At 68.6% G+C, this 13,706-nt stretch carries 12 protein-coding genes; 2 read left to right on the top strand and 10 right to left on the bottom strand.

Annotated features, from left to right (window positions below; all coding sequences use genetic code 11):
- Positions 1 to 8: 8 nt before the first annotated feature.
- Complete coding sequence (locus ACIPR8_RS15925) at positions 9 to 845, bottom strand: hypothetical protein (protein ID WP_446541640.1); 837 nt, start codon at positions 843 to 845, stop codon at positions 9 to 11.
- A gap of 316 nt (positions 846 to 1,161) precedes the next feature.
- On the bottom strand, positions 1,162 to 2,442 hold the full coding sequence (locus tag ACIPR8_RS15920; RefSeq protein WP_446541639.1) for an acetyl-CoA C-acetyltransferase: 1,281 nt from the start codon (positions 2,440 to 2,442) through the stop codon (positions 1,162 to 1,164).
- Positions 2,443 to 2,548: 106 nt separating this feature from the next.
- Here ACIPR8_RS15920 and ACIPR8_RS15915 point away from each other — a divergent pair, with 106 nt between their 5' ends.
- A complete protein-coding gene (locus ACIPR8_RS15915; RefSeq protein WP_192288304.1) occupies positions 2,549 to 3,436 on the top strand; it encodes a hypothetical protein in 888 nt (295 codons plus the stop codon).
- Between the two features lie 130 nt (positions 3,437 to 3,566).
- On the opposite strand, the gene ACIPR8_RS15910 is transcribed toward ACIPR8_RS15915, so the two are convergent.
- From ACIPR8_RS15910 to ACIPR8_RS15895, 4 genes are read right to left on the bottom strand one after another with little or no spacing between them, the layout of a single operon-like run.
- On the bottom strand, positions 3,567 to 4,190 hold the full coding sequence (locus tag ACIPR8_RS15910; RefSeq protein WP_446541638.1) for a superoxide dismutase family protein: 624 nt from the start codon (positions 4,188 to 4,190) through the stop codon (positions 3,567 to 3,569).
- Positions 4,191 to 4,234: 44 nt separating this feature from the next.
- On the bottom strand, positions 4,235 to 4,804 hold the full coding sequence (locus ACIPR8_RS15905) for a superoxide dismutase family protein (RefSeq protein WP_313254977.1): 570 nt from the start codon (positions 4,802 to 4,804) through the stop codon (positions 4,235 to 4,237).
- A gap of 41 nt (positions 4,805 to 4,845) precedes the next feature.
- Complete coding sequence (gene ntrC / locus ACIPR8_RS15900; RefSeq protein ID WP_446541637.1) at positions 4,846 to 6,288, bottom strand: nitrogen regulation protein NR(I); 1,443 nt, start codon at positions 6,286 to 6,288, stop codon at positions 4,846 to 4,848.
- Positions 6,281 to 7,318, bottom strand: coding sequence for a two-component system sensor histidine kinase NtrB (locus tag ACIPR8_RS15895; RefSeq protein WP_446541636.1), 1,038 nt, complete (start codon positions 7,316 to 7,318; stop codon positions 6,281 to 6,283). Before ACIPR8_RS15895 ends, ntrC begins: the two co-directional genes overlap by 8 nt.
- A gap of 116 nt (positions 7,319 to 7,434) precedes the next feature.
- Between ACIPR8_RS15895 and ACIPR8_RS15890 the strand changes: the two genes are divergently transcribed.
- Positions 7,435 to 9,174 (top strand): prealbumin-like fold domain-containing protein, encoded by a 1,740-nt coding sequence (locus tag ACIPR8_RS15890; protein WP_446541635.1) that lies wholly within the window; start codon positions 7,435 to 7,437, stop codon positions 9,172 to 9,174.
- A 37-nt stretch (positions 9,175 to 9,211) separates the two neighbouring features.
- Here the strand turns inward: ACIPR8_RS15890 and ACIPR8_RS15885 are convergent, their stop codons facing one another.
- The 4 genes from ACIPR8_RS15885 to glnA form a co-directional block, all read right to left on the bottom strand.
- Positions 9,212 to 9,949 (bottom strand): N-acetylmuramoyl-L-alanine amidase, encoded by a 738-nt coding sequence (locus ACIPR8_RS15885; protein ID WP_446541634.1) that lies wholly within the window; start codon positions 9,947 to 9,949, stop codon positions 9,212 to 9,214.
- A 116-nt stretch (positions 9,950 to 10,065) separates the two neighbouring features.
- Positions 10,066 to 11,478: an ammonium transporter gene (locus ACIPR8_RS15880; protein WP_446541633.1), complete on the bottom strand. Its 1,413-nt coding sequence runs from the start codon at positions 11,476 to 11,478 to the stop codon at positions 10,066 to 10,068.
- A 21-nt stretch (positions 11,479 to 11,499) separates the two neighbouring features.
- Positions 11,500 to 11,838, bottom strand: coding sequence for a P-II family nitrogen regulator (locus ACIPR8_RS15875; protein ID WP_132862360.1), 339 nt, complete (start codon positions 11,836 to 11,838; stop codon positions 11,500 to 11,502).
- A 308-nt stretch (positions 11,839 to 12,146) separates the two neighbouring features.
- Complete coding sequence (gene glnA, locus ACIPR8_RS15870; RefSeq protein WP_446541632.1) at positions 12,147 to 13,556, bottom strand: type I glutamate--ammonia ligase; 1,410 nt, start codon at positions 13,554 to 13,556, stop codon at positions 12,147 to 12,149.
- Positions 13,557 to 13,706: the final 150 nt, after the last annotated feature.

Here is a 13,706-nt window from a genome sequence, read left to right as displayed (position 1 = left end):
CGTCCCGCTCAATCCCTGCGGCCACCTGCGGCGGCGGCTGCATCGGCCGCCTGGGCCGCCGCCTGGGCCGCGGCGGCGCTTTCCTGCGTGGCGGCCTCAGCGCTCCTGTGCGCAGGTGCATTGGCATCGACCGCCACCGTGTCGGCGTTGTCGCCTTGCTCGATCAGCTGCAGCTGCTGGGCGATCTCGGCGCGGAACTGCCGGGCACTCCGCTCGCTGTCCTCGCCCACCACCAGCGCTTCCACCTGCGGCTGCAGGCCGGTGAAGCGTGCACGGGCCGCATCGAAGCGCGACAGGCGGCGCTCCCATTCGCCCAGGATCATCTGGCAATGCAGCCAACGCTGGTCACGCCGGGCGGCGGGGCGTTGGTCCGGGCACTGTTCGGCGAAGGCCGCCGCAGCCGCGGCCACGTAGCGCGGATACTGCGCCGGCGAGGCCTGCCAGGTGGCACGCTGCAGCACGCCGGCCTGTTCGTCCGCCGGGGCATCGATCGCCTGCATCAGCCGTGAAACCAGCCAGTAGCTGGTTTCGCTCTCGCGCATGCGCCGGTACTCCTCACCCTGCACGTAGGCGTCCAGCGCCCGGACCTCATCGGCACTGAAGGTCTCGCGGAACATCACAAAGCCATTGCCCGGGCATTGCACCAGCGGCCATGGCGACTTGATCGCGCCATAGGCGCGGCCATCGAGGAAGTGTCCGAAAGAGGTGCCCGAGCCCATCGTGTGGGCGCTGAAACGTTCGCCACCGACCGGGCAGACGTAGTCCACCTTCATGAACGTCATCGCTGCTGCCGGGGCAGCCAACACCGACACCATCATCCCCAACCCGATCGCGATGCACCTCATCCGTGTTCCCTCGTCCTTGGTGCGGCGAAGATACAGGCTTGCCACGCAGCCAGAAAAGGCCTTGGCCGCGAAGTCGGGATATATCTCGAAGGCGCAAAGACACCCCTCCCCAGCCCTCCCCTCTGCTGCGCAGAAGGGAGGGAGCAGATCCGCCGCGGATCAAAGGATGCGTGCCTGCACCCGGCGCAGGAGCGGCCTTGGCCGCGAAGTCGGGATACATCTCGAAGTCGCAAAGACACCCCTCCCCGACCCTCCCCTTTGCGGCGCAGAAGGGAAGGGGCAGATCCACCGTGCCTACCGGTTGGGGTGCGCTGGATCAGCGCTCGACGATGGCCACCACGCCCATGCCGCCGGCAGTACAGATCGACACCAGCGCGCGGCCACCGCCGCGTTCGGCCAGTTCCTTGGCCACGGTGCCGATGATGCGTGCACCGGTGGCGGCGAACGGATGGCCGGTGGCCAACGACGAACCCAGCGGGTTGATCTTCTCCGGGTCGATGCGGCCCAGCGGTGCGTCCAGGCCCAGGCGGTTGCGGCAGTAGTCCTCGCTCTCCCAGGCACGCAGCGTGCACAGCACCTGCGCGGCGAAGGCTTCATGGATTTCGTAGATGTCGAAATCCTGCAGGGTCAGGCCATTGCGCTTGAGCATTTCCGGCACGGCCACGGTCGGGGCCATCAGCAGGCCCTCGCCATGCACGAAATCCACCGCCGCCACCTGCGCGTCGCGCAGATACGCCAGCGGTGCATGCCCGTGCGCGCGTGCCCATTCCTCGCTGGCCAGCAGCACCGCGGCGGCGCCGTCGGTCAGCGGGGTGGAATTGGCGGCGGTCAGGGTGCCGCGGCCGGAGGTCTTGTCGAAGGCCGGCTTGAGCGTGGCCAGCTTTTCCAGCGAGGTGTCCGGGCGCAGGATGTTGTCGCGCTCCACGCCGCGGAACGGTGCGATCAGGTCGTTGAAGAAGCCGCGCTCGTAGGCGGCGGCCAGCTTCTTGTGCGAGGACACCGCCCACTCGTCCTGCGAGTCACGCGAGATGTTCCACTCCTTGGCCATGTCCTCGCAGTGGTCACCCATGCTCTTGCCGGTACGCGGCTCGGCCACGCCGGGGAACTCGGGCTTGAGCTCGGAGAACTTGAAGCCCTTGGTCAGCGCGCGGAGCTTGTCGCCGGTGCTCTTGGCGCGGTTGGCCGCCAGCAGGCGTGCGCGCAGCTTCTTGCCATAGACGATCGGCACGTCGGAGGTGGTGTCCGAGCCGCCGCCGATGCCCGACTCGATCTGGCCCAGCGCGATCTTGTTGGCGACGGTGATGATGGTGTCCAGCGAGGTGCCGCAGGCACGCTGCAGGGTGATGCCCGGGGTCAGCGGCGACAGCCCGGAGGACAGCGCGGCCTCGCGGCCCAGGTTCCAGTCGCTGGGATGCTTGATCACCGCGCCCATCGCCACTTCGCCCAGCTGCTGGCCGTGCAGGCCGAACCGTTCAACCAGGGCGCCCAGCGTACGGACCGACATGCCAAGGTTGCCGACATCCGAATAGGCGGTGTTCTGGCGGCAGAACGGAATGCGGACACCACCGAGGATGGCTACGGGACGAGCGCTGGTCATGCGGGTACCTGATGACTGGAATGTGAGTGCAACGTGGCCTGCACGCGATAGCAGGCATAATGGCGTTGAGTGTAGCTTCGAGCCCGTGACGGGCCAACCGCGAACCATGAGCAATTCCAACCCCGACATGAACGCACTGGGCGTACTGGCACTGGAACTGGCCGGTGGCCAGCAACCACGCAAGGCCGCGCTGTCCTCGGACCAGGCCGGCGAACTGGCCGCGCTGGTCGGCCGTGACCTGGCCAAGCTGGTGCCGCAGGTCAGCGGCCTGGACCTGGTGTTCGCCGCGGCGCATTTCGACCCGGCCGAGGTGTTGCGCCCGGGCCTGCCGATCCATCGCCGCCTGGAAGAGCTGCAGGCGCGTGCGCCCGGCCGCAACCAGGGGCCGCGCCTGCTGGCCTTCGGTGCCGATGCCAACGGTGAGGTGCCGCTGCCGCTGCAGGCCGATCCGGGCCTGGTCGGCGGTGGGCTGCGGGTGGTGCCGTTCGTGTTGACCGGCACCGATACCGGGCTGCTGCAGGAAGCGCGTGATGCGCTGGAAGAGGTGCTGCTGGCCAATGGCATGGCGCAGCCGGACACCGCGCTGCTGGCGCAGACCGGGTTTGCCGCGCAGATCGAGCACGCACGCTATTTCACCTTCAACGACCTGGCCGCGATGATGGCCATGCAGTACGACAACCAGGGCCTGGCCGACCTGTGGCCGCTGCTGGAGACGGCGATGTTCGCGCCCGGCCAGGAGCAATGGCTGGAAGCCCCGCCGGAACCGCTGCTGCGTTATGTCGGTGGCGAAGTGCGCATGGCGCTGTTCGACCCGGCCGGCTGGTGCGCGCACTACGGCCATGAGCGCAATGCCTGCGATCGCCTGCAGCGGGTGTACGAGCAGTACCTGATGCGCCAGCGGCAGATGGCCGCGGTGCTGGAGGCGCATGGCATCGACGTGCTGTACGTGCATGTGCATGCCGGCCAGGACGCCAAAGCGATGCTGGCGCACTGAGCGCGCTGGCGGATGGAACCCGAAGGGCCGCGCAAGCGGCCCTTTTGTTTGGAGCGGTTCGGCCCGGAGGCGAACCCCTCCCCCGCCCTCCCCTGCTGCGCAAGGGAGGGGTTTGGAGCAGCGCGGCCGCTTACGGCGCCTTGTTGATCACCGCGCAGGCCAGGCGTGCGCCGGCGTTGCCGGTCGGCTGGGTCTTGTAGTCGTCCGGGTCGGCGTGGACGATCAGGCCGCGGCCGATGATGTCGAACGCATCGCCCTTGCCCGCATTGACGTTGCTGGCCACCGGGCCGTCGATGTGGGCGTTGCCCTGGGCATCGGCCTTGATGTTGGGCATGTCGCCGCCGTGGTGGGCAGTGGCGTCGATGCTGCCGTGTTCGCTGCTGCCCGGGTTGAAGTGGCCACCGGCGCTGGTGCCGTCCGGCGCACTGCAATCGCCCTTCTCGTGGATGTGGAAGCCGTGCTCGCTGTCCGGCTGCAGGCCGCTGATGTCGCCGCTGGCGCGCAGGTGGCCGTCAACCACGGTGAAGCTGATGCTGCCCTTGACCGTGCTGTCCTTGGTCGGCTCCAGCTGGGCGACGGCGACCGGCGCGGCCATGGCCATGGCCGGCGGAGCGGCCGGATCGGCGGCCGGGGCCGCGGCGGCAGGTGCGTCGGCGGCCAGTTCGGCCGGGACGGCATCAGGTTCTGCGCCCTGGTTGCAGGCGGTCAGCGCGAGCGCGCCGGCGAGGAACAGCGTGGTGTGGATCAAACGCATGGTCTTGCTCCCTATGAATGGGTGGATCAGAACGACAGGCGCATTCAGCGTACGACGCGGATCACCGCGCAGGCGACACGGGCACCGGCATTGCCGGCAGGCTGGCTACGGTAGTCGTCGGGTGCAGCGTGCACCACGAGGGCGCGACCGGCAATGTCGTTGACTGCGCCACCGCCGAGGGTGACGCCGCGCAGGTGAACGTCGACATTGGCCACGCCTTCGGCATTGGCCAGCAGGTTGTCCATGTCACCGGCATGGTGCGCGCCGGCGCCGGCGCGGCCATGCGCCTGCGCGGTGGGGTTGAAGTGGCCGCCGGCACTGCTGGCGTCCACCGCGCTGCAATCGCCCTTCTCGTGCACGTGGAAGGCAGACGGCCGGCCGCGCGGCAGGCCACCCACCACGCCGGTGATATGCACGCCGCCGGCTTCGGGCACCAGGGCCAGGCGGCCGCTGACCAGGCTGGCCGAGGCCGGCGCGAGGTTGGCTTCGGCCATGCGTGCGGTGCTGACCGACGGTGGCGGCGGCGGCGCCTGCGGCCGGGGTGCGGGGCCGGAGCCACAGGCGGCCAGCAGCGCGGTGGCGGCCAGGGCAGTCAGGGGAAGATGGATGCGCATTGGAATCTCCTTGCTACGAACGTTTGCCCGGTGTCGTGCGCTCAGCTACCGCGGCGACGGCCCGGGCCCAGTTTGCGGGTGACGGTGTTACGGCCCAGTCCCAGCCGGGCGGCGGCATCGGCGCGGTGGCCATCGGTGAATGCCAGCGCGGCCTCCAGCAGCACCGTGTCCAGGCGCTCGCGGGCCTCGGCGTGCAGGCCCATGGCACCTTCGGCCAGGCGCTGGCGCGCCCAGGCTTCCAGCGCACGGTCCCAGTGTTCCGGCGACAACGCGGGACCACCGCGCGGGCTGCGTCCGCCGCGGGCCAGCGCGGCGCGGACATCCTCGGCCGACACAGTGTCGGCCACCGCCAGCGCGGCCAGGCGCCAGCACACGTTCTCCAGCTCGCGCACGTTGCCCGGCCAGGCGTGTTCGCGCAGCACCTGCACGGCGGGCGCGGACAGGCGCTTGGGCGGCATGTCCAGCCGTCGTGCGGCATTGGCCAGGAAGGTCTCGGCCAACTGCGGCACATCGGCCAGGCGCTCGCGCAGCGGTGGCAGCAGCAGGCGCACCATGTCCAGACGGTGCAGCAGGTCGGCACGGAAGCGACCCTGCTCGACCAATGCCTCCAGGTCCTGGTGGGTGGCGGCGACCACGCGCACATCGACATGGATCAGCTCGCGCCCGCCGACGCGGAAGAACTCGCCCTCGGCCAGCACGCGCAGCAGGCGGGTCTGCAGCGGCAGCGGCATGTCGCCGATCTCGTCCAGGAACAGCGTGCCGCCATCGGCCTGCTCGAAGCGGCCGATATGGCGCTTGTGCGCGCCGGTGAACGCGCCGGCCTCATGGCCGAACAGTTCGCTTTCCAGCAGTTCGGCCGGGATGGCGGCGGTGTTCAGCGCCACGAACGGCCCCTTCGCGCGCGGCGACTCGCGGTGCAGCGCGTTGGCCACCAGTTCCTTGCCGGTGCCGGTTTCGCCATTGATCAACACCGACAACGGCGCCTGCGCCAGCTTGCCGATGGCGCGGAACAATGCACGCATGGCCGGGGTGTCGCCGATCAGCTGCGGCGCGCCCTGGCCGGCCACGGCGGCCGGCGGTGGCGCCGCCGGCGGGTCTTCCACCAACGGCTCGGGCAGCGCGCGCCGGGCCAGTTCCACCGCATCGTCCAGGTCGAACGGCTTGGACAGGAACTCGTGCGCACCGCCGCGGAACGCTCCGGCGGTGCTGGCCACGTCGGTGTAGGCGCTCATCACGATGACCGGCAGCTGCGGATGCGCGGCCTTGAGTTTCTCCAGCAGTGCCAGGCCGTTGTCGCCGGGCATGCGCACGTCGGTGAACAGCAGGTCGGGCACCGGCCGGGCTTCCAGCGCGGCCAGGGCCGCCGCCGCATGCTCGAAGCCTTCGACGGTGTAACCGGCCTCGCGCAGCGCGGTGGTCAGCACGAAACGTACCGAACGGTCGTCATCGACCACCCAGACGGTGGCGGTGGTGGGGTCAGGCATCACGGGCCTCCTGTGTGCCCAGCGGCAGCAGCACGGTGAACACCGTGTGGCCGGGTCGCGAACGGTAACCGAGGGTGCCGCGGTGTTCGCGCGCCACCTGCTGGGCCAGCGCCAGGCCCAGGCCGGTGCCCTCGGCGCGGCCACTGACCAGCGGCAGGAACAGGTGCTCGGCCATGTCCTCGGGCACGCCGCGGCCGTCGTCGGCCACTTCCAGGCGCAGCGCCAACGGCTGGATCTGGTCGCCGATGCGCAGGCCGTGCTCGACCCGGGTGCGCAGCGTCACCACGGTGGCGCCGGCCTGGATGGCGTTGCGCACCAGGTTCCAGACGGCCTGGGTCAGGCGGTCGGGGTCACCGTCGAACTCGGGGATGCTGGGGTCGTAATCGCGCTGGATACGCACCGACCAGCCCGCTTCGCTCTCGGCCAGGCGCAGCACCCGCTCCAGCGCGGCGTGGATGTTCATGGCCGCGTGCGGTCGTGCCGGGGCCGGTGACAGCAGTTGTTCGAGCAGGCCGTTGAGACGTTCGATCTCCGCGCCGATCAGGTCGATCAACTCACGCTCGCCGGCGTCGCGGCCCTGGGCCCGGCGGGCCAGCAGCTGCGCGGCGCCCTTGAGCCCGGCCAACGGGTTGCGCAGCTCGTGGGCCAGGCCCTTGAGGGCGGCCGACAGTGCGCCGGGCAGCACCTGCGCCGGGTCGGGCGCGACGAACTCGTCCACCGGGTAGGCCTCCAGCAGCCAGCCGCCTTCCTCCAGCCGGCTCAACCAGCCCTCGGCGAAACGCGGGCTCTCGCCCGGCAGGGCCAGGATCAACCGATGCAGGCGCAGCACGTCGCGCTCGTCGCGGGCCAGGAAGTTGGCCAGGGCCTCGCCCTGCGCCTCCAGCGAGACCAGCGGCTGGCCGACCAGGCGGCGCACGCTCACGCCCATCCAGCGCGCGAAGGCCGGGTTGGTGCCAAGGATGCGGCCATCGGCGCTGGCCCAGGCCACGGGGGTACCCAGCACGTCCAGCGCGGGGCGGTCATCAGGCATCGTCATTGCACCAATGTAGTGCAAAGGCGACCGGCTGGGCAGCATCGTCACGGCGGCTTGGCACCGCCAAGGCCACTATCCGCGCCATTGCGGCAAGTGACACTTCAGGGGATGACATGCCAACGCTTCACGCTCGAACCACGCTTTCCGGCCTCTGGCGCGCCGGTGGCGCCGGCATCGCCGGCCTGCTGCTGGCCATGACCGCGTTCCAGGCGGCCGCGCAGAACGTGCTGTGGGAGGATTACCGAGGCACCACCAGCATCGCATCCGATGCCAATTACATCGGTCCGCAAGGCGCCCCGCGGTTCGTCAACAACCCCGCCACCATCGCCAACCTGTCCGCGTTGGCCAACAACCCGGCCAATGCGGTCCGCACCGGCACCTCGGCGCTGGTGGACTACGGCAGCAATCCGTTCGCGTTGTGCGACAGCCGCACCGCCGCCAACCTGCAGACCGATCCCTGCCGCTACCAGGCCATGGGCCGGGTGATGTACACGCTGGTGCGGTTCCCGGTTGCCGGCACCTACACGCTTTCCGTGGCGCATGACGACTCGGTGCAGGTCAGCATGTCCTCCAGTTACACCAGCACCGCCTACCGCACCGCCAACTACGACATCCCGGTCGGCGCACTGAGCAGTTACACCAACGGCGAAACCGACTTCCGGGCCATCGGCAGCTTCAACGCCGACGTCGCCAACAGTTGTGCCCTGATGCGCATCTACTGGGTGAACGCCGGCGGCCTGAACTTCAACCGGCTGCGCTGGCAGCATCCCGCGATCAACGGCGGCGCGGCGCAGATCATTCCCGCCAGCCAGTTCAGCGACCCCTCGCAGGCGAGCAGTTCCAGCGGCTGCGCCGGCAGCATCGTCTACCCGGTGCCGGCGATCATGGTCAACAAGGTGGTGAACCTGGGCCGCATCGCGCCCAACGACCAGTTCACCGTCTCCATCCGCCAGGGCAGCAACACGTTGCGCGCGGCCTCCACCAGCGGCGCCGGGACGGGGCAGCAGGCCAGCACCGGCGCGCTGCAGGTCAGCACCGGCAACCACGTCGTGCGCGATGACATGGCGGCCAACAGCGTCCAGGCCATCGGTGACTACGACAAGAGCATCAGCTGCACGTCCTACCAGCTCAACGGCCAGCAGCAGGCCTACACGCCCAGCGGGACCGGCCCCGACTGGACCATCGCGGTGGCGGCCAACACGCAGTACACCTGCACCATCACCAACACGCCCCGGCCGGTGGTGACCGCGCGCAAGATCAGCGAACGCGCGGTGGGCGCCTTCACCTTCACCGGCACCAATGGCCTGCCCTCGCAGACGCTGACCACGACCAGCGCCGGCCAGGCCGTGGCCGGCAGCGCGCGTGCGCTGACGGCGGTGAACACGGCCACCACGCTGACCGAGGCACAGACGCCGGGCTTCGCCCTGAGCGCGATCCAGTGCACCGGCCTGCCTGCCGGCGTGAACGGTACCGTGGACCTGCCCAACCGCAGCGTCACGCTGCCGGCCGCGGCCATCGTCCAGGGCGCGAACATCGTCTGCACCTTCACCAATGCGGCCGGCGTCGACCTCTCCGTGACCAAGACCAATGCCGTGGCCAGCGTGCCGTCCGGGAGCAGCACGACCTACTCGCTGCAGTTCCGCAACGGCGGCCCGGGCGATGCCAGTGGCGCGGTCCTGAAGGACACGCCGACGAACGGGCTGTCCAACTGCCAGGTGCTCTCCTGCACGCCCACCAACAACGCGACCTGCCCGCAGGCGCCGGCGGACCTGCTGACCGCCAACGGGGCGACGGTGACGGCGTTCCCGGCCAACAGCCAGATCAACGTGCAGGTCCAGTGCAGCGTCAACTGAGCACGCGCCCGGCGACCATGCCACCGGGCGCGGTCGCTCACTTCACCTGCTGCAGCAGCGAGTAGAGGATGCGGGCATCTTCGGCATCCAGCTCGGCGGGCAACGTGTCGCTGCCACGGAAGCGCCGGTGGAAGGCGCGCGCGGCCGCGGCACGGTCGTCCATCGGGTAACCCAGCGCCTGCAGCGCCAGCCAGCGGTCGAAGCCTTCCGGGGCCGCGCCGTCGCTGGCCTTGGGCCAGATACCGAAGCCGGCCTCGGCCAGCTGCTGCCAGGGGAAGAAGCGGCTGGGGTCGGCCTTGCGCGACGGGGCCAGGTCGGCATGGCCGATGATCTGGCTGCGCGGGATGTTGTAGCGGGTGCACAGGTCATCGAGCAGGCGCAGCAGCGTGGCGATCTGCGGTGCGCTGAACGGGCTCTCGCCGTCGTTGTCGATCTCGATGCCGATCGAGGTGGAGTTGAGGTCGGTGATCGATCCCCAGCGCCCGCCACCGGCATGCCAGGCACGTTCGCTGTCGGCGACCAGCTGGTACAGGTCACCCTTGCGCCCGACCAGGTAGTGCGAGCTCACCTTGCCGCCGCTGTTGGCGCTGCGCAGCGTGTCCAGGCTCTGCTGCACCGAATCCTGGTCGGTGTGGTGCAGCACGATGATCACCGGCTGACGTGCGTTGTGGTTCGCCGAGGGAACCCATTGCGCCAGGGGATTGCGCTGCGGCGTGGTGGTGCAAGCGGCGAGTGCGGCGACCAGCGCCAGCGGCAACAGGAGTTTGTGGTTCATGCCGGGCATTGCACGTTGCCACGGGTGGGAAAGCAAGTGACCTACGGCAGGATGCTGGCGCGGCCCTCACCTCAACCCCTCTCCCGCTGGCGGGAGAGGGGCTTTTGAAGCGGCGCTCAGGCCTCGTAGGCGGATTCGCCGTGGGTGGTGACGTCCAGGCCGGTGCGTTCGGCTTCCTCGCTCACGCGCAGGCCGACCAGCGCGCGCACCACCAGCAGGATCACCGCGGTGACCACCGCGCTCCACAGCACCGTGAAGCCGACGCTGACCACCTGCACCCAGAGCTGGTGGCCGATATCCAGGTCGGCCTTGGTGCCGCCCAGCGATTGTGCGCTGAACACGCCGGTGAGGATCGCACCGACGATGCCACCCACGCCGTGCACGCCGAACACGTCGGCGGTGTCATCGGCCTTCAACAGGCGCTTGAGCCCGGTCACGCCCCACACGCAGATCATGCCGGTGACGAAGCCAATCACGATCGCACCGAGCGGGCCCACCGTGCCGCAGGCCGGGGTCACGCCCACCAGGCCGGCGACCGCGCCGGAAGCCGCGCCCAGCGCCGAGGGATGGCCCTTGGTCACCGCCTCCACCAGCGTCCAGCCCAGCACCGCGGCAGCGGTGGCCAGCACGGTGTTGATGAAGGCCAGCGAGGCGACCGTGTCGGCGGCCGCGGCCGAGCCGGCGTTGAAGCCGAACCAGCCCACCCACAACAGCATCGCGCCGATCCAGGTCAGCGGCAGGTTGTGTGGCTTCAATGCGGTCTGGCCATAGCCCAGGCGCTTGCCGACGAACCACGCCGCCACCAGGCCGGCGACACCGGCGTTGATGTGCACCACCGTGCCGCCGGCAAAGTCGATCGCGCCCATCTCACCGAGATAGCCGCCGCCCCAGACGATGTGCGCCATCGGGATGTAGCTCAGGGTGAACCACAACGCCGAGAACAACAGCACCGCGCGGAACTTGATGCGCTCGGCGAACGCGCCGACGATCAGCGCGGTGGTGATGCCGGCGAAGGTGGACTGGAAGGCCACGAACAGGAAGTCCGGCAACCCGGTGATCGGCGTGTTGCCCACCGATTCGGGGGTGAAGCCCTTGAGGAAGGCGAATTGGGTGAAGGAACCGAAGAACTGGTTGCCCGCACTGAACACCGCGCTGTAGCCATAGGCCACCCACAGCATCAGCACCAGCGAGAACACCACCAGCACCTGGCTCAGCACCGAGAGCACGTTCTTGGCACGCACCAGGCCGCCATAGAACAGCGCCAGGCCCGGCACCACCATCATCAGCACCAGCAAGGTGGCGGTGAGCATCCACGCCACGTCCCCGCGATCGAAGCTGGGTGCCGCCTCGGCGGCGGCTTCGGCGGCAACCGCCGGTGCCGCGCCTTGCGTTGCCTCCGGCTGCGGCGGCGTGGCCTGCTGGGCCAACGCGTGTGAGGGAAGCATGCCCACCGCCATGACGGCGAGCATGAACGACAGGCACAGGCCACCGAACCGGGCCTTGAGCCCGGTGAAAAATTCCGTTCGCATTGTCGACTCCGGCTGTGGGGGTTAGAGCGCGTCAGCGCCTGTTTCACCGGTGCGGATACGCACCACCTGCTCGAGCGGGGTGACGAAGATCTTGCCGTCACCGATCTTGCCGGTGCCGGCCGCGCCCTGCAGGGTTTCGATCACCGCATCCACGCGGTCGTCGGTGACGGCGGTCTCGATGCGGATCTTGGGAAGGAAGTCGACGACGTACTCGGCACCGCGATACAGCTCGGTGTGCCCCTTCTGGCGGCCAAAGCCCTTGACCTCGGTGACGGTGATGCCCGAAACGCCGACGGCGCCCAGTGCCTCGCGTACCTCGTCAAGCTTGAATGGCCGGATGATGGCGGAGATCAATTTCATGCGCATGTCCCGTAGTGGAGGAGACCGGCTCGCGCCTGCGGGCCGGTTTCGTGTCTTCCACCGGCCGCGATGCGGCCGCTGGCTGTTGCGCCGAACGTGTCATGGGCCTCGCTGACGGCAGCACTTTTCCAGCCGCTGACGGCAGTGACGCGGGAGGGAGGAATGGCCCATGGCGCGCGTCCGGATTCTCTTGCCCCTGGTGCTTCCGTGCGTCCTGCTTCAGACCGCCTGCAAGGCTCCCCAGCCTTGAAGGCGGCGGCGATGACGAAGGTGGGAGGGGTGCCCTTCGTCATCGCCACCTGAAAGGATCAGCTTGCGTAGTACAGCTGGTATTCCAGCGGATGGGTGGCCGCACGGAACGCGGTCACTTCCTTCATCTTCAGCGCGATGTAGGCATCGATGAAGTCGTCGCTCATCACGCCACCGGCCTTGAGGAACTCGCGGTCCTTGTCCAGCGCTTCCAGTGCCTGGTCCAGCGAGGAGCAGACCTGCGGGATCAGCTTCTCTTCTTCCGGCGGCAGGTCGTACAGGTCCTTGTCGCTCGGCGCGCCCGGGTCGATCTGGTTCTTGATGCCGTCCAGGCCGGCCATCATCAGCGCGGTGAAGGTCAGGTAGCCGGACTGGATCGGGTCCGGGAAGCGCATTTCGATGCGGCGTGCCTTCGGGTTGGACACCCACGGGATGCGGCACGAGGCCGAGCGGTTGCGGGCCGAGTAGGCCAGCATCACCGGTGCTTCGAAGCCCGGGACCAGGCGCTTGTAGCTGTTGGTGCCGGAGTTGGCGAAGGCGTTGATGGCGCGGGCGTGCTTGAAGATGCCGCCGATGTACCACAGCGCCATCTGGCTCAGGCCACCGTAGCCGTCACCGGAGAACAGGTTCTTGCCTTCCTTGGCCAGCGACTGGTGCACGTGCATGCCGCTGCCGTTGTCGCCGACCAGCGGCTTGGGCATGAAGGTGACGGTCTTGCCGTTACGATGGGCCACGTTCTTGATGACGTGCTTCATGCGCTGCAGTTCGTCGGCCTTGGTGACCAGGGTGTTGAACTTGGCGCCGATCTCGCACTGGCCGGCATTGGCCACTTCGTGGTGGTGCACTTCGACTTCGATGCCGACCTTTTCCAGCACCTTGCACATCTCGGCGCGGATATCGTGCAGCGAGTCGGTCGGCGGCACCGGGAAGTAGCCGCCCTTCACGGCCGGGCGGTAGCCGCTGTTGGTGCCTTCGTAGCTCTTGCCGGTGTTCCAGGAACCTTCCTCGGAGTTGATCTTGAAGAAGGTGTGGCCCATGTCATTGGCGAACTGGACCGAGTCGAAGATGAAGAACTCCGGCTCCGGGCCGAAGAAGGCCAGGTCGGCGATGCCGGAGGACTTCAGGTAGGCCTCGGCGCGCTTGGCGATGCCGCGCGGGCAGCGGCCGTAGCCCTGCATGGTGGCCGGGTCGAGCACGTCGCAGGTCAGCACCAGGGTCGGATCGGCGTAGAACGGGTCCAGGTAGGCGCTGTCCGGGTCCGGCAGCAGCACCATGTCCGATTCGGCGATGCCCTTCCAGCCGGCGATCGAGCTGCCATCGAACATCTTGCCTTCCTCGAACAGCGACGGCTCGATGATCGAGACCGGGAAGGTCACGTGCTGCTCGATACCGCGCATGTCGACGAAACGCAGGTCGACGAACTCGACCTGGTTGTCCTTGATCAGCTTCTCAACGTTTTCCAGGGACATCGGGTGCAACCTCGGATGGGTGATGACGTATGGGGGTGAAGGAGCAAGTAGCGTGCCAACCCCGAAATCATCGCAAGTAATTGTTTTTGTTTGGTGAAAGTTGCAATTGCATCGACTGGCTTGCACCACGGAGGTGCAAACGGCGTGCAC

It is taken from the genome of Stenotrophomonas sp. LARHCG68 (assembly GCF_052871705.1).
This window is presented reverse-complemented; position numbering and strand designations above follow the sequence as displayed.